Source organism: Photorhabdus kleinii, assembly GCF_025384885.1.
Taxonomy (GTDB): domain Bacteria; phylum Pseudomonadota; class Gammaproteobacteria; order Enterobacterales; family Enterobacteriaceae; genus Photorhabdus; species Photorhabdus kayaii.
On record NZ_JAJAFY010000001.1, the window covers coordinates 144,142 to 164,718 of the forward strand.

At 40.4% G+C, this 20,577-nt stretch carries 24 protein-coding genes; 14 read left to right on the forward strand and 10 right to left on the reverse strand.

What is annotated here, in order from left to right:
* Nucleotides 1–197: 197 nt before the first annotated feature.
* The 3 genes from LG003_RS00650 (at nucleotide 198) to pip (ending at nucleotide 1,886) form a co-directional block, all read left to right on the forward strand.
* On the forward strand, nucleotides 198–383 hold the full coding sequence (locus LG003_RS00650; protein ID WP_112875701.1) for a YoaH family protein: 186 nt from the start codon (nucleotides 198–200) through the stop codon (nucleotides 381–383).
* Between the two features lie 101 nt (nucleotides 384–484).
* Complete coding sequence (gene yebF / locus LG003_RS00655) at nucleotides 485–859, forward strand: protein YebF (protein ID WP_112875702.1); 375 nt, start codon at nucleotides 485–487, stop codon at nucleotides 857–859.
* Nucleotides 860–932: 73 nt separating this feature from the next.
* Nucleotides 933–1,886 carry a prolyl aminopeptidase gene (gene pip, locus LG003_RS00660; RefSeq protein WP_262979960.1) on the forward strand — a complete coding sequence of 318 codons (954 nt, stop codon included), beginning with the start codon at nucleotides 933–935 and terminating at the stop codon, nucleotides 1,884–1,886.
* Between the two features lie 174 nt (nucleotides 1,887–2,060).
* Here pip and LG003_RS00665 read toward each other — a convergent pair whose 3' ends face one another.
* Complete coding sequence (locus LG003_RS00665) at nucleotides 2,061–2,291, reverse strand: DNA polymerase III subunit theta (RefSeq protein ID WP_262979961.1); 231 nt, start codon at nucleotides 2,289–2,291, stop codon at nucleotides 2,061–2,063.
* Between the two features lie 313 nt (nucleotides 2,292–2,604).
* Here LG003_RS00665 and ftnA point away from each other — a divergent pair, with 313 nt between their 5' ends.
* From ftnA to LG003_RS00685, 4 genes are all read left to right on the forward strand, one after another.
* The gene (gene ftnA / locus LG003_RS00670; RefSeq protein WP_112875705.1) at nucleotides 2,605–3,108 is read left to right on the forward strand and encodes a non-heme ferritin; all 504 of its coding nucleotides are present in this window, start codon (nucleotides 2,605–2,607) and stop codon (nucleotides 3,106–3,108) included.
* 319 nt (nucleotides 3,109–3,427) lie between these two features.
* A complete protein-coding gene (yobA, locus tag LG003_RS00675; protein WP_112875706.1) occupies nucleotides 3,428–3,814 on the forward strand; it encodes a CopC domain-containing protein YobA in 387 nt (128 codons plus the stop codon).
* A 2-nt stretch (nucleotides 3,815–3,816) separates the two neighbouring features.
* Nucleotides 3,817–4,710: a copper homeostasis membrane protein CopD gene (copD, locus tag LG003_RS00680; protein ID WP_112875707.1), complete on the forward strand. Its 894-nt coding sequence runs from the start codon at nucleotides 3,817–3,819 to the stop codon at nucleotides 4,708–4,710.
* 276 nt (nucleotides 4,711–4,986) lie between these two features.
* Nucleotides 4,987–5,328, forward strand: coding sequence for a YebY family protein (locus tag LG003_RS00685; protein WP_262979962.1), 342 nt, complete (start codon nucleotides 4,987–4,989; stop codon nucleotides 5,326–5,328).
* 226 nt (nucleotides 5,329–5,554) lie between these two features.
* Here LG003_RS00685 and LG003_RS00690 read toward each other — a convergent pair whose 3' ends face one another.
* Nucleotides 5,555–5,797 carry a DUF1480 family protein gene (locus LG003_RS00690; RefSeq protein ID WP_112875709.1) on the reverse strand — a complete coding sequence of 81 codons (243 nt, stop codon included), beginning with the start codon at nucleotides 5,795–5,797 and terminating at the stop codon, nucleotides 5,555–5,557.
* Nucleotides 5,798–6,464: 667 nt separating this feature from the next.
* Here LG003_RS00690 and LG003_RS00695 point away from each other — a divergent pair.
* The 4 genes from LG003_RS00695 (at nucleotide 6,465) to htpX (ending at nucleotide 11,063) form a co-directional block, all read left to right on the forward strand.
* Nucleotides 6,465–6,962 carry a GAF domain-containing protein gene (locus LG003_RS00695; protein WP_112875710.1) on the forward strand — a complete coding sequence of 166 codons (498 nt, stop codon included), beginning with the start codon at nucleotides 6,465–6,467 and terminating at the stop codon, nucleotides 6,960–6,962.
* A 95-nt stretch (nucleotides 6,963–7,057) separates the two neighbouring features.
* Complete coding sequence (proQ, locus tag LG003_RS00700) at nucleotides 7,058–7,762, forward strand: RNA chaperone ProQ (RefSeq protein ID WP_112875711.1); 705 nt, start codon at nucleotides 7,058–7,060, stop codon at nucleotides 7,760–7,762.
* 19 nt (nucleotides 7,763–7,781) lie between these two features.
* Complete coding sequence (gene prc / locus LG003_RS00705; protein ID WP_262979963.1) at nucleotides 7,782–9,833, forward strand: carboxy terminal-processing peptidase; 2,052 nt, start codon at nucleotides 7,782–7,784, stop codon at nucleotides 9,831–9,833.
* A gap of 342 nt (nucleotides 9,834–10,175) precedes the next feature.
* Nucleotides 10,176–11,063 carry a protease HtpX gene (gene htpX, locus LG003_RS00710; protein ID WP_262979964.1) on the forward strand — a complete coding sequence of 296 codons (888 nt, stop codon included), beginning with the start codon at nucleotides 10,176–10,178 and terminating at the stop codon, nucleotides 11,061–11,063.
* A 65-nt stretch (nucleotides 11,064–11,128) separates the two neighbouring features.
* Here htpX and LG003_RS00715 read toward each other — a convergent pair whose 3' ends face one another.
* The 3 genes from LG003_RS00715 to hxpB form a co-directional block, all read right to left on the reverse strand.
* Nucleotides 11,129–12,520, reverse strand: coding sequence for an L-cystine transporter (locus LG003_RS00715; RefSeq protein ID WP_262979965.1), 1,392 nt, complete (start codon nucleotides 12,518–12,520; stop codon nucleotides 11,129–11,131).
* A 187-nt stretch (nucleotides 12,521–12,707) separates the two neighbouring features.
* Nucleotides 12,708–13,256 carry a metal-dependent hydrolase gene (locus LG003_RS00720; RefSeq protein ID WP_262979966.1) on the reverse strand — a complete coding sequence of 183 codons (549 nt, stop codon included), beginning with the start codon at nucleotides 13,254–13,256 and terminating at the stop codon, nucleotides 12,708–12,710.
* Nucleotides 13,257–13,479: 223 nt separating this feature from the next.
* Nucleotides 13,480–14,145 carry a hexitol phosphatase HxpB gene (gene hxpB, locus LG003_RS00725; protein WP_112875716.1) on the reverse strand — a complete coding sequence of 222 codons (666 nt, stop codon included), beginning with the start codon at nucleotides 14,143–14,145 and terminating at the stop codon, nucleotides 13,480–13,482.
* 186 nt (nucleotides 14,146–14,331) lie between these two features.
* Here hxpB and LG003_RS00730 point away from each other — a divergent pair, with 186 nt between their 5' ends.
* Nucleotides 14,332–14,874 carry a YniB family protein gene (locus LG003_RS00730; protein WP_262979967.1) on the forward strand — a complete coding sequence of 181 codons (543 nt, stop codon included), beginning with the start codon at nucleotides 14,332–14,334 and terminating at the stop codon, nucleotides 14,872–14,874.
* A 55-nt stretch (nucleotides 14,875–14,929) separates the two neighbouring features.
* Here the strand turns inward: LG003_RS00730 and LG003_RS00735 are convergent, their stop codons facing one another.
* The 5 genes from LG003_RS00735 to LG003_RS00755 all read right to left on the reverse strand — a co-directional run bounded on the left by LG003_RS00735 (nucleotide 14,930) and on the right by LG003_RS00755 (nucleotide 19,490).
* The gene (locus LG003_RS00735; RefSeq protein ID WP_112875718.1) at nucleotides 14,930–15,799 is read right to left on the reverse strand and encodes a fructosamine kinase family protein; all 870 of its coding nucleotides are present in this window, start codon (nucleotides 15,797–15,799) and stop codon (nucleotides 14,930–14,932) included.
* Between the two features lie 118 nt (nucleotides 15,800–15,917).
* Complete coding sequence (locus tag LG003_RS00740; RefSeq protein ID WP_262979968.1) at nucleotides 15,918–16,805, reverse strand: metal ABC transporter permease; 888 nt, start codon at nucleotides 16,803–16,805, stop codon at nucleotides 15,918–15,920.
* On the reverse strand, nucleotides 16,802–17,680 hold the full coding sequence (locus tag LG003_RS00745; RefSeq protein ID WP_112875720.1) for a metal ABC transporter permease: 879 nt from the start codon (nucleotides 17,678–17,680) through the stop codon (nucleotides 16,802–16,804). The genes LG003_RS00740 and LG003_RS00745 overlap by 4 nt, the downstream gene beginning before the upstream one ends.
* Nucleotides 17,677–18,573, reverse strand: coding sequence for a manganese/iron ABC transporter ATP-binding protein (locus LG003_RS00750; RefSeq protein WP_112893985.1), 897 nt, complete (start codon nucleotides 18,571–18,573; stop codon nucleotides 17,677–17,679). Before LG003_RS00750 ends, LG003_RS00745 begins: the two co-directional genes overlap by 4 nt.
* Nucleotides 18,570–19,490 (reverse strand): metal ABC transporter substrate-binding protein, encoded by a 921-nt coding sequence (locus LG003_RS00755; RefSeq protein WP_315903368.1) that lies wholly within the window; start codon nucleotides 19,488–19,490, stop codon nucleotides 18,570–18,572. Before LG003_RS00755 ends, LG003_RS00750 begins: the two co-directional genes overlap by 4 nt.
* A gap of 238 nt (nucleotides 19,491–19,728) precedes the next feature.
* Between LG003_RS00755 and LG003_RS00760 the strand changes: the two genes are divergently transcribed.
* A complete protein-coding gene (locus tag LG003_RS00760) occupies nucleotides 19,729–20,361 on the forward strand; it encodes a transglycosylase SLT domain-containing protein (protein ID WP_112875900.1) in 633 nt (210 codons plus the stop codon).
* 21 nt (nucleotides 20,362–20,382) lie between these two features.
* Nucleotides 20,383–20,496 carry an AMP-binding protein gene (locus LG003_RS23305; RefSeq protein WP_112875723.1) on the forward strand — a complete coding sequence of 38 codons (114 nt, stop codon included), beginning with the start codon at nucleotides 20,383–20,385 and terminating at the stop codon, nucleotides 20,494–20,496.
* Nucleotides 20,497–20,577: the final 81 nt, after the last annotated feature.

The following is a 20,577-nucleotide window of genomic DNA, read 5'->3' on the forward strand; positions in this document are numbered from 1 at the left end:
GCTATGCTCCCGGGGATTCACTCCCTTGCCGTCGCGATGCATCTTGAAATCCATTGGGTATAGTGTTGGTTTAGCAATTGTAATGCAAAAGTTAGTCTTGATTTTAATCCTTACAGATTAACATAGAAATCCATTCCTTACTTGAGTTAAAAATCGCTATACTCTTCGGCATAGATCACTTTATAGAGGTTATTATCATGTTTTCAGAGATGCCAACTTTATCCCATGAGGAACAGCAACGAGCGGTAGAAAAAATTCAGCAATTGATGGTTGAAGGAATGAGCAGTGGCGAAGCGATTGCGTTGGTTGCACAAGAACTTCGTGAGCGGCATCGAGGAAAAGAGCAGGTTAATGTGGTGTTTGATGATGAAAAATCAACATAATTAAATTATTTATTTAACAATAATCACACATTTATTTTACCTGACATGTTAGGTTAGCTCCATATTTAATCTCTTACTTTGAGATATTAACGGGAGGTAGTATGAAAGCATGTCATATCATTAACAGAGTTGGCCTATCAGGTGCTGCACTTTTGCTCACGGTTTCATTCACAGTATCTGCTGTGTCGGAGAACAAACGTGTTGATAAATTTATTTCTTGTGACAATTTAACTAAATCGCAAATTGCCGCTCAAGTAAAGCGTGATTTTCTGCAAAACCGCATTAACCATTGGTCAGAAGATAGAAAGCAATTGGGAACGTCTAAACCAGTGGTATGGGTAAAAGCGGAAAATATCACTGGCGATAAAGATGTATTAAAAATTCCGCTGACTGTTCGTGGTTCTAAGCGTGACAAAGATTACCGAGTTGTCGTTGATTGTCAGCAAAATACGATTAGCTATAGCGAATTGAAATGACATTTTCTGATAGTTATCTCTACCCGTCATTAGACGGATACTAGATTTGGTGTTAGCCAGTAAAGGAAATGTTATGTCAGAATTGAGAAAATTATATCCGGCTTGTGAAGCTTATCGTTCGGGGTATTTGGATACAGGCGACGGTCATCAAATTTATTGGGAATTGTGTGGTAATCCTGTAGGTAAGCCAGCTGTATTTATTCATGGTGGGCCGGGGGGTGGTATTGCCTCTTATCATCGTCGGTTATTCGACCCGAAGAAATATCATGTCATGTTATTTGATCAGCGTGGTTGTGGGCGTTCAAGACCTCATGCCAGTTTGGAAAATAATACCACTTGGCATTTAGTTGAAGATATTGAGCGCTTACGTCAATTGATGGGAGTAGAAAAATGGCTGGTATTTGGTGGTTCGTGGGGTTCAACTTTATCTTTAGTTTACGCCCAGACTCATCCCCAACACGTTTCTGAATTAATTCTTCGGGGAATTTTCTTGCTGAGACCACAAGAGTTGCACTGGTATTATCAGGATGGTGCTTCTAATTTCTTCCCTGACAAATGGCAACGAACGGTATCTATTTTATCGGAAAGTGAACGAAAGGATGTGATCAGAGCATATAATAAGCGGCTGACTAGTAATGATCTTCGGGTGCAATTAGAAGCCGCGCGTCTCTGGAGTTTATGGGAAGGAGAGACGGTAACATTGCTTCCTTCAAATAATGTAGAGTGTTTTACGGAAGATGAGTTTGCTTTGGCATTTGCTCGGATTGAGAACCACTATTTTATCAATGAGGGTTTTATGAATGAGGAGCAGCAACTGTTGAATAATATTGACGTTATACGGGATATTCCGGCAGTTATCATTCATGGCCGATATGATATGGCTTGCCGGGTGCAAAATGCTTGGGATCTGGCGCAGGCATGGCCGGAAGCGGAATTACATATCATTGAAGGAGCAGGGCATTCATTTGATGAGCCGGGTATTTTACATCAGCTTATTAGTGCAACAGATAGGTTTGCAGATCAGTAATTGGATATACCCGTTATCTTTCAAGTTGCCTCTTTGTTGGCTGCACTCACTCACCCCGGTCACATAGTTCTCTATGCTCCCGGGGATTCGTTCCCTTGCCGCCGCGATCCATCTTGAAATCCATAGGGTATATAACCACCGGTTATCCGGTGGTTACCCATTCTTACTGGATGATCAGCGGCCTTTTGGCTCGTAGGGTAAATTGGAAAATTGTTTGGAAAATTGGCGATAATGCACTAAACGTTGTTGAAAATATTGCCGCAGATGTTCGGGTTGTTCTTGTTCAACTGTATCAGGAAGTACCGGCATATTGTAACGTTCCTTAAAGGCTACACCAGAAGCTGCCAAATCAACATTCACTTTGTCCATATTCTCTGTAGAAAGTTCGGCCAGATTATGTTTCATCAGTGTCTCTCTCATTCACAAAGTGATAAAACTAATCCAAGCAGGTTTTTCTGGCAAGGGCTGAATTGATTATTTTATAAATATAAATAATATTCATTATCATTAAATATCAAAATTCCTTGATGAAGATTATTTTGTAAATGTGATTCATTTTCATTTAAATATATTAAATGAGATTCATTTTCATTTTTTTATTAAAAAATATATTGATATTTCAATGTGATACTTATTTTTGATTTATTTTTATTATTGGGTTTTATTATTTTCATTTAATTGGCATAATATAGTTCAATTAATAACTGGAGTATCTATTATGTTAAATCAAGAAATGGTTAATAAATTAAATGAGCAGATGAATCTGGAGTTCTATTCTGCGAATTTATATCTGCAAATGAGTGCATGGTGTAGTGAACAAGGGTTACCAGGTGCCGCTGCGTTTTTTAAATCGCACTCTCAGGAAGAGATGCAACATATGCATCGCTTGTTTGAGTATCTGAGTGATACAGGCGCAATGCCACGTTTGGGGCAAATTGATGCACCTTCGGCCGATTATGAATCTATATCTCATGTACTCAATAGAACTTATGAACACGAGAAATTTATTACTGCCGAAATTAATAAACTGGCTCATTTGGCGATAACCGCGCAGGATTATTCTACTTTTAACTTTCTGCAATGGTATGTAGCAGAACAGCATGAAGAAGAGAAATTGTTTAAATCTATCCTTGATAAACTGGATATGGTTGGTGAGGATGGTAAAGCACTTTTCTTATTAGATAAGGATCTGAAAGGTCTGGCTGCTGCAAATCCTGTCTAATGAAATGGAATTAATTAGCCGCAGTAGTCGCAATAACTTTAGGTATTTAAAGTCAATACTGCGGTTTTCCTTTATTTTTGCGCGATAGTTCACAAGACGAAATTCTTATTGTAAGTTATCGCAGATAAAATAATTCTTTTGATATAAAATGATGACAATTTATATCCTATGGATTTCAAGATGCATCGCGACGGCAAGGGAGCGAATCCCCGGGAGCATAGGTAACTATGTGACCGGGGTGAGTGAGTGTAGCCAACAAAGAGGCAACTTGAAAGATGACGGGTATATAGAGATTCATTTGAAAATTAAGAGGTTATTGATGACCATTAGCACAATCCGCTCTTTTGGCCGAAAATTATCTGCTTTAATTGTCCTTTTTGTTGCCATATCTTGCCAGCAAGCTTTGGCTCATGCGCATTTAACAGAACAAATTCCGGCAGAAGATACTACAGTAGAAAATACACCGCAGGTGATCACGCTAAGCTTTTCTGAAGGTATTGAGCTGAGTTTTAGTAAAATAAAAGTGATTGGCCCGGAAAATAAACCCATTAAAACGGGAAAATTGAAGCTTGATCCGGTAACTAATACGAAACTTATTCTTCCTATCGAAGATAAACTGACGACAGGGAGATATGATGTTAACTGGAGCGTGGTCTCTGTTGATGGGCATAAGACTAAAGGTGTCTATAGCTTTACAGTGAAATAATTATGTCTCTAGCGACGCTGTATATTCTTTGTCGCTTCACTCATTTCGTGGCAGTTATGTTAGTGTTTGGTTTTAGCATATTTACTGCCATATTGGTTCCTGAGCGTTTATCTGTTCTGATTGATGTGCGCCTTCGTGTAGGGGTAATTATCAGTACAGTTGTGACATTAGTAACAACAATGGGATGGTTGGCAATTCAATCGGGAATAATGGGTGATGGTTGGCAGGATATTTGTAATCTAGAAATCTGGTTGGCAGTATTGGAAACAACTTTTGGTAAAGTTTGGCAATGGCAAATACTGGTTTCAATAGTTGCTACAGGGTTTTTGTTTATCAGTAAACAAAAAGCCAGAAATATTTTGATGTTAATCAGTTCTGCTGTTTTACTCTCCTGCCATGCCTTTATAGGCCATTCGGTAATGCATGATGGGATAACAGGTGTTTTTTCTCAGATTAATCAGGTAATTCACTTAGTGAGTGTTGGATACTGGTTTGGTGGATTATGGCCGTTTTTGTTATGTTTGCAATTTTTACGGATACAAAATGAATTGGCTATAGGGTTGGATAAACAGATTATGATCTCTATGATGCGTTTTTCCACATATGGTCACGTTGCTGTAACCCTAATTATCATTACTGGTATTATAAGCGGCTTAATTTTGCTACCGAACTGGCCGAAATATAGCGGTAGTGAATATCAATCCATGCTATGGCTGAAGATAGCATTGGTGGTGGGTATGGTGATGCTTGCATTAATTAACCGCTATATCTTGGTTCCTAAACTGAAGCAGCCTGGCCGCTATCAATTGTTAATTATCAATAGTTGGGTTGAAATTATTCTTGGAGCATTAGTTCTATTATGTGTTGCTGTTTTTGCTACTTATCAACCGATTTGATTTTCTTAATTAATTATCTGTCTCAATAGGTGCTGTTGGTATATACCCGTTATCTTTCAAATTGCCTCTTTGTTGGCTGCACTCACTCACCCCGGTCACATAGTTATCTATGCTCCCGGGGATTCGCTCCCTTGCCGTCGCAATGCATCTTGAAATCCATAGGGTATAGTCTATTCTTGACACTAAAATATAGTGAATATGGAAAAAATGGGAGTGTATAGATAGTGTGTGAAAAGATCCATTTCGCTCGCTTTTATATCTACATTGGTAACTATTATGAAACGTTTACTTTTATTATTTTCCTTGTTTTGTCTCTCTTTTCAAAATGTTGCTGCACCGATTGAAACGGTGAGTGAGCTACAATTTGGTGATAAATGGGCATTTACACGGGAAGAGGTGATGTTGGATTGCCGAGCAAATAAGGCTCTGTTTGTGATTAATCCAAGTACGTTAGTGCAATACCCATTGAATGATATAGCCACGGATATGATGAAGGTGGGGAAAGTGAATGCTAAGTCTTTGGATATTATTCTATTGGATGATAGCAAAAATCCGACTCAAAAAATGAGTATAGAGCCATTCCAACAAGCAGCTTTAGCATTGTGCGATAAAAGATAATGTCATTGAGTAAGCGATAGCGTCTATTTTGGCTTAATGGAAGATGTTGTTTTTGATTATTTATTATCCAAAAAGTTGGTAAAATGCAAGTATGTCAGCTACTCTTTAAATTGTAAGTTGTTTTTCGTCTCAATGACACTTTTAGCGCACGGCTCTTAAGAGCCATTTTCCCTAGGCCGAGTAGAGGAGTCAACTCGGCCTCTTTTTGTCACAATTTTTGTGGACATCAGACCACCCTCATAACCCATGCATGTTTTTGTCTATCATAATGCTTTCGGTAGAGAAGAATGTGTTTATCGTTTAGTAAGGCGGGAATACTGGTATGTTCATCCCATCCATCCAACTGCATACAAAGTTCGTGGTCGGAATTACAAGGAATACTAATGGTGATATCGTCCTCTTGGGAAGGTGAAGAGAGAATAGCATCATCAATTTCGTAGCTGGAAATTCTTAATTTTGTCTGGTTCATGATCGCTCCTTAACTTTTAGATAACAGGTAAGACCAGTAGGGCCATCATTGAGAATAGATCAAATAGCTGAGATTTCCAGTAATAATATTTTCTGTGCTGGATAATCGGTAGATGATATTGCTGTTATAATGATCTGTTCTAAAACTTACTCTTGTCATATTGCTTTTTTTATCTCTGTTATTCTTTGACCTTTTATACATTCAGTAGGAAATATTTATTTGGTGTGGTAATAAGGACTCAAAGTGTTGGTGATGGTGTGGTAAATGCAATAATTCTATGGATAACTTGTTTGAATGTTTGGTTTTTTTACTACACCACTAGTCAATTCTCAAATGAAAGGGGCTAATGAGCGATACTGTTATCAGATAATTGATCTTTATAATTGTGTAAAAACTCAATTTGATTTTATTGTATGAGGGCATAGAGGCACTAACAGTGAATCATATTCATACTGGTTGTACCTCTGATAATGTTTTGGTGAAGTAGTGTGATATCTCACTAGCCTTTGCAAGTATTCAATAAATATAATTAAAGAATATCTTATTAAAGACAGTAAAAAATTTACGTCAGTGTGACAGACTGTTAACCTTATTGTTATGGGCACTTGATGTTTTTTTGATATAAAAATAGAGATGCGTTTTGTGAATTTCATCGGATAGGTCAATTATGAATAAAAATGAGTTCTATCGGGAGCTTACGGGAGACCTAAAAGCTCTGTTGTCTGGTGAGTATGACTTAATAGCGACGCTGGCTAATACCAGTGCATTGTTGTATGAACGTTTGCATGACGTTAACTGGGTTGGCTTTTACCTGATTGATGGTAATACGTTGGTGTTAGGGCCATTTCAGGGAAAAGTTGCTTGTGTCAGAATACCTGTTGGCAAGGGGGTATGCGGAACGGCTGTATTGAAAAAGCGTATCCAGCGTGTTGATGATGTTCATGCGTTCCCTGGTCATATCGCCTGTGATGTTGCTAGTAACGCTGAAATTGTGTTGCCGTTGATCGTAAGCGATAGAATTATTGGTGTATTGGATATTGATAGTACGGTCTTTAATAGGTTCGACGAGAAAGACGAATTTGGCTTACAAGCCCTTATTGATGGGCTTTGTGCTCATTTAGAACAGTGCGTTGTGCCGAAATATGTTGAATTGAATGTAACTTAACATATGGATAACGTGGCATTTATCAGCAACGCTATTATAATGACGCCAGTTCATGCCTATGCTGGTTGGCAAAACCGTTGTAATCAGGAAATTTCATGGAAAATCAACCTAAGTTGAATAGTAGTAAAGAGATTATTGCTTTTTTAGCTGAGCGTTTCCCGCTCTGTTTCGTAGCCGAAGGTGAAGCTCGTCCTTTAAAGATCGGTATTTTTCAAGATATCGTTGAACGTATTCAGGACGAAGAGTGTTTAAGTAAAACACAATTGCGTTCCGCCTTGCGTCTGTACACATCAAGTTGGCGTTACCTGTATGGTGTGAAAGAAGGTGCGCAGCGTGTTGACCTTGATGGTAATTCATGCGGTGAATTGGAAGCGGAACACATTGAGCACGCTCTTCAGCAACTGACTGAAGCTAAAGCACGGGTTCAGGCACAGCGTGCAGAGCAAAGAGCTAAAAAACGTGAAGCTGAAAATGTGGCTGCTGGTGAAAAAAATGAACGGCCCACAGCCAAGAAACCAGCTCCTCGTCGCCGCGCTAATAATACTGAGGGGGAAAAACGGCAGCCACCACGCCAGCAAAAGCGCCCTCAGCAAGCACGTAAACCCGTTGCTAAACCTGTTCAACCTGTACCGATTCAGATTGTCGATGTTTCATCGCTGAAAATTGGTCAGGAAATTAAAGTAAGAGTGGGTAAAAGTTCAGTGGATGCTTCTGTGCTTGAAGTCGCCAAAGATGGTGTACGGGTACAATTGCCTTCCGGTTTGGCAATGATTGTACGCGCAGAACATTTACAGTTCTGATACGGAGGCCGACCTGGGCATGAACAAATTCGTCAAACTGGCTTTTGTCTTAGGTGTTTCAATTTTTGGTACTTGTTATGCAAATACAAACAGTCCAGTGGCTGTTCCTGTTGGTATTGAACAATTACCTATATTGAAGCAAGAGCCTCAGCATTCAACAGTTAGCGAGCGGGTAACATCCCGCTTCACTCGTTCTCATTATCGCCAATTTGATTTAGATGGTGATTTTTCGGCAAAAATATTTGACCGCTATCTTAATATACTGGATTACAGCCATAACATATTATTAGCGTCAGATGTTGCTCAGTATGCCGATAAGAAAAAGTTGTTAGGCAAGGAGTTGGAAAATGGGAATCTGGAAATTCCGTATGACTTGTTTAATTTGTTACAGAAACGTCGCTTTGAGCGTTATCAGTACGCTTTATCGCGTCTTGAACAACCAATGAATTTTGATGGTAACGATACAATTGATGTTGATCGTTCCAAAGCCCCTTGGCCACAGAGTGTGGAAGAGCTAAATAAACTTTGGGATGCTAAAGTTAAATATGATTGGCTCAACCTCAAGCTCAGCGGCAAAGAGGACAAGAAAATCAAAGAGATGCTCACCAAACGCTATCAATCCGCGTTAAAACGTCTGACACAAAGCCAGAGTGAAGATGTTTTCCAATTGATTATGACTGCGTTTGCCCGTGAAATTGATCCTCATACTAATTATCTTTCACCACGCAATACTGAACAGTTTAACTCAGAAATGAGTCTTTCCCTGGAAGGGATTGGTGCTGTTTTGCAAATAGATGATGACTACACGGTCATAAATTCTTTGGTTGCTGGTGGACCTGCCGCCAAAAGCAAAGCATTAAACGTGGGTGATAAGATTATCGGTGTTGCCCAGTCAGGAAAGTCTATGGTGGATATTATTGGCTGGCGTCTGGATGATGTGGTTGCGCTGATTAAAGGTCCTAAAGGGAGTAAAGTGCGGCTTGAGGTTATTTCTGATACCAAAGGAGCAAAACCGCGTACTGTTATTTTAACTCGCGAACAGATCCGTTTGGAAGATCGGGCTGTGAAGATGTCAGTTAAGACAATGGGTCAGGAAAAAGTGGGCGTGCTTGATATCCCGGGTTTTTATGTTGGTTTGACTGATAATGTTAAAACTCAATTACAAAAACTGACCAAACAGCATGTCAGTGCTATTGTCATTGATTTGCGTAGCAATGGTGGTGGTGCGCTGACAGAAGCGGTTTCTTTATCAGGCTTGTTTCTCCCAAGTGGCCCGATTGTCCAGGTTAGAGATAATAATGGGAAAATTCGTCAGGATTCTGATACTGATGAAGTGGTGTACTATAAAGGACCTTTGGTTGTTCTGGTAGACCATTTTAGTGCTTCTGCTTCTGAAATTTTTGCCGCAGCAATGCAGGATTATGGGCGAGCGTTGATTGTTGGTGAACCGACTTTTGGTAAAGGTACAGTTCAGCAATATCGTTCTTTGAGTCGTATTTACGATCAAATGATGCGTCCTGATTGGCCATCACTGGGATCTGTTCAATATACGATTCAGAAGTTTTATCGTGTCAATGGCGGTAGTACTCAGCGTAAAGGGGTTACTCCTGATATCGTAATGCCTACGGGGGTTGATCCGGCAGAAACCGGGGAAAGTTTCGAAGATAATGCTTTGCCTTGGGATAGCATTCCTCCTGCCCATTATACAGGGTCTAAAATTATTGCTGCATTGGTTCCTCAGTTGAATGTTGCTCACAATGCCCGCATTACAACTGATCCAGAATTCAAGTATATCAATGAGGATATTGCTCACTATAAAGCGCTGAAAGAGCATAAAAATATTGTTTCTCTGAACTATGTACAAAGAGAGAAAGAGAATAAAGAAGCGGATGCTCTGAAGTTGAATCGCATAAATGATCGCTTTAAACGCGAGGGTAAAAAACCGTTAACTTCACTGGATGATTTGCCTAAAGATTATCAGGGGCCGGATCCCTATCTTGATGAGTCAGTGAAGATTGCACTTGATTTAGCGCACCAACCTGCTGAGAAAATGTTGGCTAAGTCTAAGTAAAATAATGGGTTAAAGCCTGTTAATGATTAATGCCCAATATCGTTCGCTTGGGATGTTTTGAGTGAATGGTATATTGGGCTACCAGTAATATAAACAGTCTCTTGAAGGTGTTTTTTCTTTTCAGGAAGGATGAATTATTTCACATTTTCTCAGTATTACCAGGTATTGGCGTATTTTGTTTAACCAATTGGTGTTAGGCTAATGTGGTTTTTTTCATGATTTTGTAAAGTTATGTTGGTTTTATCGCTTAACAGGCTAAAAGCCTTGAATATAGTAAGAACAGCCTTATTTATAGAGTAGTTCTGAAAGTGCATTGATTATTAATAAAGGAAGCCGGTTTTTATGATGCGAATTGTTTTGTTCCTCCTCACTAACCTCGCTGTTATGTTGGTGTTCGGGATAATACTTTCTTTGACAGGAATTCAGGGGAGTAGTGTACAAGGTTTGATGATTATGGCTGGTCTGTTCGGATTCGGTGGGGCGTTTGTTTCCCTGTTGATGTCCAAATGGATGGCCCTGCGTTCTGTGGGTGCCCAGGTCATAGAACAGCCAGTAAATGAAGTTGAACATTGGTTAGTTGAAACTGTTCGCCGTCAAGCGGAACAAGTCAATATTGCCATGCCCCAGGTTGCGATTTATGCCGCGCCTGATATTAACGCATTCGCTACCGGAGCGCGTCGTAATGCTTCTCTGGTTGCTGTCAGCACCGGTCTATTGGATAACATGAGTAGGGCAGAAGCAGAAGCTGTTATTGCTCATGAGATTAGTCATATTGCTAATGGTGATATGGTGACGATGACCTTGTTGCAAGGGATAGTAAATACTTTCGTTATCTTTATTTCCCGTCTACTGGCTCAAGCTGTATCAAGTTTCCTGTCTGGCAACAGTGATGAGGAAGAGAGTAACTCCTCGGGCAATCCTATTGTTTACATGGTTGTTTCAATGGTGTTGGAAATAGTATTTGGTATTCTGGCGAGCATTATCACAATGTGGTTCTCACGTTATCGCGAATTCCATGCAGATGCAGGTTCTGCCAAGTTGGTCGGTCGTGAGAAAATGATCGCTGCTTTACAGCGCCTGAAAACCAGTTATGAACCGCAGGAAGAAGGCAGTATGATGGCGTTCTGTATTAATGGTAAGTCAAAAACATTCAGTGAGCTGTTCATGTCTCACCCACCATTGGACAAACGTATTGAAGCACTGCGTAGTGGACAGTACCTGAATAAATAATATTGTGAATAAAATAAAAAGCCGGGGAATCAATTCCGGCTTTTTTACAGTTTTTGAAGTTTAAATTATAGCTGACTTAATTCAACGTGTTCTTCCTGATCGAAGATAGTTTTATCAGTTTGTCCCATCAGTTGGCTGGTAATAGTGCCAGCAGTCATTGAACCACTTACATTCAGTGCCGTACGGCCCATATCAATGAGAGGCTCAACAGAAATCAATAAAGCAATCAACGTTACAGGTAGTCCCATTGCGGGTAAGACAATCAGTGCTGCAAACGTAGCACCGCCGCCCACACCAGCAACGCCAGCAGAGCTGATAGTGACAATGCCAATGAGTGTTGCAATCCACATTGGGTCGAGTGGGTTTATGCCTACTGTTGGAGCAACCATTGCGGCCAACATGGCGGGATAAATTCCGGCACAGCCATTCTGACCAATTGTTGCTCCAAAAGATGCTGAAAAGCTGGCGATTGATTCTGGTACGCCAATACGGAGTGTCTGGGTTTCGACATTCAGTGGAATACTGGCAGCACTGGAACGGCTGGTGAATGCAAAAGTCAACACTGGCCAAGTTTTTTTGAAAAATCTAAGTGGATTGATGCCGAAGAGAGAAAGTAGAAACCCATGAGCAACAAATACTAGTGCTAGTGCAATGTAGGATGCGATAACAAAGGTTCCCAGTTTTGCAATTTCATGGATATTAGAGTTGGCGACAACTTTGGTCATCAGGGCCATAACACCATACGGCGTTAAGCGCATAACCAGACGAACCAGTTTCATTACCCATGCCTGTATAGTGTCGATAGCGACTAATATGCGTTCACCCTTCTCATGATCATCTTTCAACATTTGCAGGGCCGCGATACCTAAGAAGGTTGCGAAAATAACAACGCTGATAACAGAAGTTGGGTTAGCGCCGGTTAAATCTGCGAACGGATTTTTAGGAATAAAAGATAAAATCAATTGTGGTACAGATAAATCAGAGACTTTGCTGACATAGTTGTTTTCGATAGCAGACAGACGTGTTGTTTCTTGGGGACCTTGAATCAGACCTTCAGCAGTCAGGCCGAACAGGTTGATAATCATGATACCGATAAGCGCTGCAATCATTGTAGTGAATAACAACGTTCCGATAGTCAGAAAGCTGATTTTTCCCAGAGAAGATGCTTTGTGTAGTTTGGCGACTGCACTCAAAATAGAGGCAAATATCAGAGGCATAATGACCATTTGTAGAAGTTGTACGTAGCCATTACCTACAATGTTGAACCATGATATGGATTCCTTCACTATGGTATTATCAGAACCATAAACCAGTTGCAGTGCTAAGCCAAAAGTAATGCCAATGGCAAGGCCCGCAAAAACCTTTTTCGACAGATTCCATTGCCGTGAACTGGCTTTTGACAATAGCAAAAGCAGTGCTACGAAGACGAGCACATTCGAAATGAGTGGTAAATTCATCCCCAAACTCCAGAATTCAATTTAGTTAAGTCATAAGCTGTATCGAATCGTGTAGGTTTGCAAACGAACACATTACAACAAGCAGTTGGGGAATATAGTACCAGATTAAACTATTCTCATTTATAACTATATAGAATTTAATATAATTAATGTGACTTTTAAGATTTATTTTTAGTCAATTAGAGCATTAGAAATAGAGATCTTTGATGCGATTTATATAAAAAAGTATAGAATATTCAATATTTTCTGGTAGAAAAATGGCAATGACAATTAATAAGGCAGAAATAAACCTTTCTGCTTTCTTATTTCCTTGCTTGCCAAGCACAGGTAGACAGAAACGTATTTTGATTGGCCATAATAACGGCACACCAGCAGGTGTTAGCATATCTGCAACCAGATGGCTCAAATAGCCAACAATCATGGCATGGAAAAAATCAGTTGGAATTAGCCACTCTTCGGGTATTTTTAGCCAAAATAAAGTAATCCCTAATATGAGAGCAAGTAAACTGTGAGTAAAGCCTCTATGACCGCAGAGTTTGGCAATAGGAATGGAGATAAATCTGAATAATCTACCCAGGGTTGAATTAGGGTGATCGATGTCGGGTAACAAGGCAGTAAGCAGTACCCCTGGTAGCATATGCAACCAGTCTCCATAAGCTATCTCTGGTGTTATCTCTAGCTTATGTGCCAAGATGATGCTGGCAACTGAAAATAAAAGATGCCCTTCTGCGGTCATAAATTCCTCTGACTAATAACTGTCTATCCATACAGTCGGCGAAGTATAGAGGGTTTTATGTGGGTAAGATAGAGGGTGAAAAGCAAAAATATCTTATTTATTAATATATGACGTTAATATTTAATTAGATTTTTATTTGACAGAATAAGACATAAGCGCTACGACTACTATGTGAACAATAAGAAGCTGCCATTGGCATAAATGATGGCAGCTAAAGTTATAATCAGGTGATGTTCATGACAGTGAGTTGCTCGAGAGAATGTAGTTTAATATCTGCGAGAACCCAACTTGGGTCATCAAAGTGATGAGCGGATGGCACAACGATTGAACGCATTCTTGCAGCTTTTGTTGCTATCATTCCATTGAATGAATCTTCCAGGGCCACACAATTTATCGGAGCGACATCCAATTGCTCAGCAGCGCGCAAATAAACTTCGGGATTGGGTTTACTATGAGGTAAGTTGGCAGCAGAAACGACAGTATCAAAATAGTGATTAAGGCTGAACATTTCGAGTACTTGTTCCAACATATATTGTGGAGAAGCTGAGGCTAGGCCGATTTTTAGTCCTTGTTTGCGGCAAAGGTTTAAAGCATATTCAACACCTGGGAGTAAAGGACGGTTTTCTTTTACCAAATCGATAACATGGTCGGTAATTCGCTGTTCCACGTCTGATTTTGATGCCCCTTGCCAGGGAGAAGCCTGATACCAAAGTTCCACAACTTGGTCAATTCGCAATCCAAGAGTATCTGGTAGTTTTTCTGCTAAAGAGAAATCCAGACCTAATTCACTAAATACTTCTTTTTCTCCTTGGGTCCAATAGGGTTCAGAGTCAATCAGTAAGCCGTCCATATCGAAAATGGCTGCTTTTATTGGTAAATGAAAAGACATTTAAGTATCTCTCTTTGGTCAGACAGTTAGCGAAAGCTGATTGTAACAATCTCAGTAGGTGAAATCTTTTCCTGATCGGGAACATGGTAAGAAATGCTTAGTTAATTAAATATAAAGTTAAATTTGGTGATTGATGGGCTATGATTAGCCAAAAATAAAATCTGCTTATTGTTATGAGGGGTATCGATGACTTACCAAAAAGCCGGATACATCGCTATTATTAAGCGAGTTTTAGGTTGGGTGATTTTTGTTCCGGCACTTTTATCGACCATTGTTTCTGTGATTAATCTTGCCTGGCTGCACGGTATTAAAGGTGATGGTATCAATGCTGTTTTGAATGATTTCCTGAAAATGATGGCTGAAATGGTGCGTTTTAATACCCCATTTCTGGATTTCTTCTGGAAAAACTCACCAACACCTGATCGTCTGGCTGGTTTTACCGGATCAACGCTTGGTTTCCTGATTATCTATTTTCTTATTTTTTTCGGCCTTGCTATGAGTGCGTCAGGTCAACGGATATACAGACAAGTGAAGTTTATACGAGAAAACATTGAAGATCAGCTTATTATTGAAAAAGCTAAAGGCAATGATGGCCTGACGAGAGAACAGATTGAATTAAAAATTAAACTTCCTCGTCATACACTGTTCAGTCAGATTTATATCTTATATATTTCACCGGTAATTATCGGTGCAATTTTTTATTTTCTATTGAAAATATTAGGCTGGTAGATTCTCCGGTTGGCTATAGCTGCGGAATAAGTATTTTCGCAGCCTGATTACCCATCTATTGGCTATTTTCAGTCAAAATATTATCGAGAATATTTTGAACCGCAATAAGATTATCACCACCAAATAGATTACTCCGGTTAAGCAAATAATAGAGCTGATACACAGGTTGCCGTTCAATAAAGTTGGCAGGGAGTGGCCATATGCTCTGATAGCCATCAAAAATTTGCATTGGTAAGTCAGGGTATAACGGTAACATAGCGAAATCACATTCACGATCTCCCCAATAACAGGCTGGGTCGAAGGCAACGGCTTGGTCATCTAGTGAAGCACAATTAGCTGGCCAGAGATCGCCATGTAACAGAGAGGGTTGTGGCTGATGGTGTTGAAGTTTGTTACTTATAGCTTGAACGATATTATCAATATCACCAAATATCATGTTTTTTTCTGCTGCGATTTGTAATTGCCAACCAACCCGCTTTTCCGCATAAAATTGGTGCCAACGTCGTTGCCAGCCATTAGGTTGTGGAGTTGTTGCCAGCATATTGTCAAAGTCAAAGCCGAATTGAGGTTGCTCACTCCATTGATGAAGTTTTGCCAGTTGTTGACCGAAGCAATAGGCACTGTGAGGGTCGAAAGATTTTAAAGGCAGAAATTCAAGCAATAGAAAGCTATGGTCACGGGTGTTGCCAATACCATAAACAGTTGGAACACGGATAGTTTGGCTGCGTGCCAGGAGTTCAAGCTGTTCTGATTCTGCTTTGAAGACAGGGAGCATCTCGCGCAGATTTGATTTGACAAAAACTTGTCGTTTTCCATGTGTGACTCGCCAAGCTTGGTGGATGTCCCCTCCGGCTAACTCAGTTTTATCGTGAATTTCAGCAACACCGAAATGTTCGTTTAACAAACGATTTACTGTCTGCCACATGGTTCACCTCTCTATGTCGTCAATTACTTTATGAACAATTATAGTCAGAGAAAACATATGATCAGGTAAAAAAGATGATTAACAGGGTTATATCTCAAAACAGATATAACCCTTTTTGTTATTGATTGGGTTCGTTAGAGATTTGTAGGGCTGCTTGATACGTTTTACGTTTGGATTTTGTTCTTACAAGTTTTATCTGACTGTAAGCCAGTGCCAGTGTAAAGAAGATAGCCTGAACAATAACAATGCATGGCCCCGTTGCACCATCAATGTGGAAACTGACCAGAGTACCCAGGACACAGGAACTGACTGATGCAATGATAGCGACAATTAACATTCGGTCAAAACTGCGGCATAACATGAAAGCGATGATTCCCGGTGATATCAACATTGCGATAACCAAAATCATTCCCACGGCTTGCAGGGAAGCGACAATGGTCATTGACAATAGACAAAGTAAACCGTAATGCAAAAGCTTAACAGGTAATCCCACTACGCGTGCTTGGTTTGGATCGAAGCAGTAAAGCATGAAGTCTTTGCGCTTTAGCAGTACTACCGCCATAGTGATACAGGTAATCCATAATGTTTGATTCAATTCATCTTTAGTGATCCCTAGAATATTTCCGAACAGAATATGAGTGAGATGTTGGTTAGTGTCTATTCGGGCAAAAAGAACTAAACCAAAGGCAAACATGCCTGAAAAGACAATTCCCATGACAGTATCTTCTTTTATCCGGCTATGTTCTTTCAAATATCCTGTTGCAACAGCACAAAAGATACCGGAAAAGAATGCGCCAATAGCCAGCGGTATACCAGCAGCGAAAGCTAGTACAATGCCTGGTAATACAGCGTGAGAGATGGCATCACCCATTAACGACCAGCCCTTAAGAACCAGATAACAAGAGAGTATTGCACATACCGCGCCTGTTACAATAGCAGCAAATACCGCCCGTTGCATAAATGGAAACATAAACGGCTCAGTGATTAACTGTGTCAACTCATTCATAATTGTGTTGTCTCCTGAGCCAAGGCTGAGGATTCTTTTCTGGCACGTATACGTGAAGCGAATAGCCCATGCTTTGGTGCAAAGAAGAATGCGAGTAGGAAAATAACGGTTTGCAGCGTGACAATGACACCACCAGTAGCGCCGTTAAGGAAAAAGCTTAGGTAAGCGCCAAATGCACTGGTCAGGGAACCAATAGTAACGGCAATGATCAGCAGGTGCTTAAAACGATCTGTTAATAAGTAAGCTGTTGCGCCTGGAGTGACAACCATTGCAATCACCAGAATAGCGCCGACAGTTTGTAAAGCTGCGACAGTACAAGCACTCAACAAAGTAAAAAAAATGATTTTCATCCGCAAGGGGGATAAGCCGATAGAGCGAGCATGCGTTTCATCAAAAAATACAATTAGCAAATCTTTCCAGATAAACATGAGCACGATAAATGAAATCGCAATAATGATTTCAACTTGGAGAACATCTTCATCAGCGATGCCAAGGATATTGCCGAAAATAATGGTTTGTACGTTAACCGATGTAGGATTGAGGGAAACGATTAATAAGCCGACCGCAAAGAAAGTGGAAAAAATGAACCCGATTACTGCATCTTCACGTAAGCGAGTGATATGACGAACTAAAGTCATAGACAGAGCTGCCAGCATTCCGGTAAAAAAAGCACCACCTGCATAAGGAAGACCTAGCGCATAAGCACCAGCGACGCCAGGCACAACTGAGTGAGAGAGCGCGTCTCCCATCAATGACCAGCCTTTTAACATCAGGTAGGAAGAAAGGAAGGCACAGACGGCACCGACGATGGCACTAACCCAGATGGCTTTTACCATGTAATTGTAGTGAAAAGGTTGCAGCAAAAGCTCTGTCATGATTGACGCTTCTCCTTATGCTGACCTTGCCTTGGCGGAACATGATGATCATGACCATAAAATACGGCTGCGCGTTCATCATCAGTAATAACAGTCAAGGAGCGTGGATCATCATCATCATGTAATTCCGGACCGGATAGATTAATATGACGAAGTACTCCACCAAAAGTCATCTCTAAATTTTTTTGGGTGAACGTTGTTTCTGTTGGGCCACTTGCTAGAACCGTTCGGTTGATTAGGATAACATGATCGCAGAATTCAGGCACGCTACCGAGGTTATGTGTAGAAACCAGAACCAGATGGCCCTCATCACGTAAATCACACAACAGGTCAATGATGGCATTCTCTGTTTTTACATCAACACCAGTAAAAGGTTCATCTAGTAATAGAACTTTACCTTCCTGAGCCAGAGCCCTTGCAAGAAAAACCCGTTTTTTTTGTCCGCCTGAGAGTTCGCCAATCTGTCGGTTGCGTAGGGCCGTTAAACCGACACGTTCAAGTGCTTTATCAACAGCTTGGTGATCTCTTTTACTTGGGATTCTCAGGAATCCCATTTTCCCATAGCGGCCCATCATAACGACATCAGAAACCAATACTGGAAAGTTCCAGTCGACTTCTTCTGTTTGAGGGACATATGCAATAATATTTTTCTTCAACGCATTTTTGACTGGCATATCACTCAGAGTTACTTTTCCCTGAGATGGGCTTACCAGTCCCATGATAGTCTTAAACAATGTGGATTTACCACTACCGTTAATGCCCACCAACGCACAAATAGTTCCACCGGTGATAGAAAAACTTGCATCATAAATAGCTGTGTGACCGTTGTTATAAGTCACAGTGGCGTCATCAACGACTAAATGAGGACGTTCAAACAGTATATTGCTATTCATTGATTAAATCCTTTTGCGATTGTATCTACAGTTTTGTTCAGTAAATCAATGTAAGTTGGTACCGGGCCAGTACTGCCGGAGAGTGAATCTACATAAAGAACGCCACCATAACGGGCGTCTGTTTCTTTACTGACTTGTTTTGCGGGTTTATCTGAAATTGTACTTTCGCTAAATACAACTGGGATTTTGTTTGCTCTTACAGTATCAATGACATGACGAACTTGTTGTGGTGAACCTTGTTCTTCCGCATTAATTGGCCATAGATAAACTTCCTTGAATTGGTAATCTTTAGCTAAATAACTAAAAGCCCCTTCACTGGTGACTAACCAACGTTGATCCTGTGGAATACGAGAAAGACGTTCTCTCAGTGGAGAATCCAGTTGGGCAATTTTTTCAGCATAGGCTTTGGCATTCCTATTATAAATCTCTGTATTTTCAGGATCGTATTTCACAAATGCTTGGCGAATATTCTCAATATAGATTAAAGCATTTGTGGGTGACATCCAAGCGTGAGGATTAGGGTTCCCGTTGTAAGGCCCTTCACGGATAGGTAGTGGTTCAATGCCGTCAGTAATGACAACGGCAGGTACATCTTTAAGGTTTTCAAAGAAGCGTTCAAACCAGCGTTCTAGATTTAGCCCATTCCAAAGGATCAAATCAGCATGTTGAGATTTTATAATATCTTTGGGGGTGGGTTGGTAATCATGGATTTCGGCACCAGGTTTAGTAATTGATTCAACAATCGCCGCATCACCTGCTACGTTTTGTGCAATATCTTGGATAATAGTAAAGGTCGTGACAACTTTAAATTGTTTGGCGGCGGATACCTGATGACTAAATAGAATTACAGATAAGAGAATCAACATAATTCCCAGAACAGGAGGAGAAAGTAAAAGCAGAGAAAGTTTTTTCTTCATAAATTCAAACCTTACTTGTTATAAGTATATGATAACGATTATCAATATCATTTAAGTAAAGTCAAGATGATAAAATTTGGAAACAGCGATTGTCGCAATAGTCATTCCATATGATATGAACACGAATACAGTGAAAAGTTAAGTAAAAATATTTTTAGATCGTAAACGAAATTGTATATGCTGCGCTGTAGCAAAATTTGATCCAGAGGATTATAGGGTGAAATTAAGACTGAGCTTTATGGCACTGGTCGTGCTGTTAGTCGTCGGTTGTGCTGAGAGAAATGTTCAGCAAACAAATGTTGGTAAACAGTCCGGTCAGCAACGTATGCTTAGCAATACTGCCAACGCAGCTAGAATTTCTTCTTTCCCGCCGACGCCTTTTGATACCTTTATTCAACAGGCATCCAATCGGTACGGCGTTGATGAAACTCTGATCAGAGCGATTATTCAAGTTGAATCCGGTTTTCGTCCTAATGCAGTCAGTAAATCGAATGCAATTGGTCTTATGCAAATTAAAGCATCGACAGCAGGGCGGGATGTGTATCGACAGAAAGGGCGTTCTGGTCAGCCAACAACTCGTGAGTTGAAAGATCCTAAAACTAATATTGATCTTGGCACTGCTTATATCAGTATCTTGAAGGAGCAACATCTGGCAGGTATTGATAACCCTGAGACTCTCCACTACGCCACTATTGTTGCCTACGTAAATGGTGCGGGTGCTCTTTTGCGTACTTTTAATGCAGATCGTCAATTAGCTGTCAATAAAATAAACAGCATGACACCGGATGAGTTTTATCGGTATGTTCAGGATAATCATCCAGCACCTCAGGCTCCACGCTATTTGTGGAAGGTGAAAAAGGCTTATCGTTAACAACAAGCCGCCCGTGGCAATTTGCGTCGCGAGTTCGCCAGAGCGGATAGCAACCCGCAAGTACCGGCATTAACCCCACGCCATCTGGCGTATGTGATTTATACCTCCGGCTCGACCAGCATACCAAAGGGGTGATGGTCGAACATATTTTAGTCTGTTAGAGAATAATGAGGATAAAGTCGTTTTGGTTCAGGCTTTAAATATGGTGTTGGCAGA

Bases quoted from the DNA above. Each gene is read 5' to 3' on its own strand.
- LG003_RS00690 (WP_112875709.1), bottom strand. From the start codon at position 5,797: ATGAACCAGACAAAATTAAGAATTTCCAGCTACGAAATTGATGATGCT.
- LG003_RS00735 (WP_112875718.1), bottom strand. From the start codon at position 15,799: ATGTGGCAGACAGTAAATCGTTTGTTAAACGAACATTTCGGTGTTGCT.
- yobA (WP_112875706.1), top strand. From the start codon at position 3,428: ATGACCATTAGCACAATCCGCTCTTTTGGCCGAAAATTATCTGCTTTA.
- LG003_RS00650 (WP_112875701.1), top strand. From the start codon at position 198: ATGTTTTCAGAGATGCCAACTTTATCCCATGAGGAACAGCAACGAGCG.
- LG003_RS00730 (WP_262979967.1), top strand. From the start codon at position 14,332: ATGACTTACCAAAAAGCCGGATACATCGCTATTATTAAGCGAGTTTTA.
- LG003_RS00695 (WP_112875710.1), top strand. From the start codon at position 6,465: ATGAATAAAAATGAGTTCTATCGGGAGCTTACGGGAGACCTAAAAGCT.
- hxpB (WP_112875716.1), bottom strand. From the start codon at position 14,145: ATGTCTTTTCATTTACCAATAAAAGCAGCCATTTTCGATATGGACGGC.
- LG003_RS00755 (WP_315903368.1), bottom strand. From the start codon at position 19,490: ATGAAGAAAAAACTTTCTCTGCTTTTACTTTCTCCTCCTGTTCTGGGA.
- yebF (WP_112875702.1), top strand. From the start codon at position 485: ATGAAAGCATGTCATATCATTAACAGAGTTGGCCTATCAGGTGCTGCA.
- LG003_RS00720 (WP_262979966.1), bottom strand. From the start codon at position 13,256: ATGACCGCAGAAGGGCATCTTTTATTTTCAGTTGCCAGCATCATCTTG.
- ftnA (WP_112875705.1), top strand. From the start codon at position 2,605: ATGTTAAATCAAGAAATGGTTAATAAATTAAATGAGCAGATGAATCTG.
- LG003_RS00760 (WP_112875900.1), top strand. From the start codon at position 19,729: ATGGCACTGGTCGTGCTGTTAGTCGTCGGTTGTGCTGAGAGAAATGTT.
- LG003_RS00685 (WP_262979962.1), top strand. From the start codon at position 4,987: ATGAAACGTTTACTTTTATTATTTTCCTTGTTTTGTCTCTCTTTTCAA.
- copD (WP_112875707.1), top strand. From the start codon at position 3,817: ATGTCTCTAGCGACGCTGTATATTCTTTGTCGCTTCACTCATTTCGTG.
- LG003_RS00715 (WP_262979965.1), bottom strand. From the start codon at position 12,520: ATGAATTTACCACTCATTTCGAATGTGCTCGTCTTCGTAGCACTGCTT.
- LG003_RS00740 (WP_262979968.1), bottom strand. From the start codon at position 16,805: ATGAATGAGTTGACACAGTTAATCACTGAGCCGTTTATGTTTCCATTT.
- proQ (WP_112875711.1), top strand. From the start codon at position 7,058: ATGGAAAATCAACCTAAGTTGAATAGTAGTAAAGAGATTATTGCTTTT.
- prc (WP_262979963.1), top strand. From the start codon at position 7,782: ATGAACAAATTCGTCAAACTGGCTTTTGTCTTAGGTGTTTCAATTTTT.
- LG003_RS00750 (WP_112893985.1), bottom strand. From the start codon at position 18,573: ATGAATAGCAATATACTGTTTGAACGTCCTCATTTAGTCGTTGATGAC.
- LG003_RS00745 (WP_112875720.1), bottom strand. From the start codon at position 17,680: ATGACAGAGCTTTTGCTGCAACCTTTTCACTACAATTACATGGTAAAA.
- htpX (WP_262979964.1), top strand. From the start codon at position 10,176: ATGATGCGAATTGTTTTGTTCCTCCTCACTAACCTCGCTGTTATGTTG.
- LG003_RS00665 (WP_262979961.1), bottom strand. From the start codon at position 2,291: ATGAAACATAATCTGGCCGAACTTTCTACAGAGAATATGGACAAAGTG.
- pip (WP_262979960.1), top strand. From the start codon at position 933: ATGTCAGAATTGAGAAAATTATATCCGGCTTGTGAAGCTTATCGTTCG.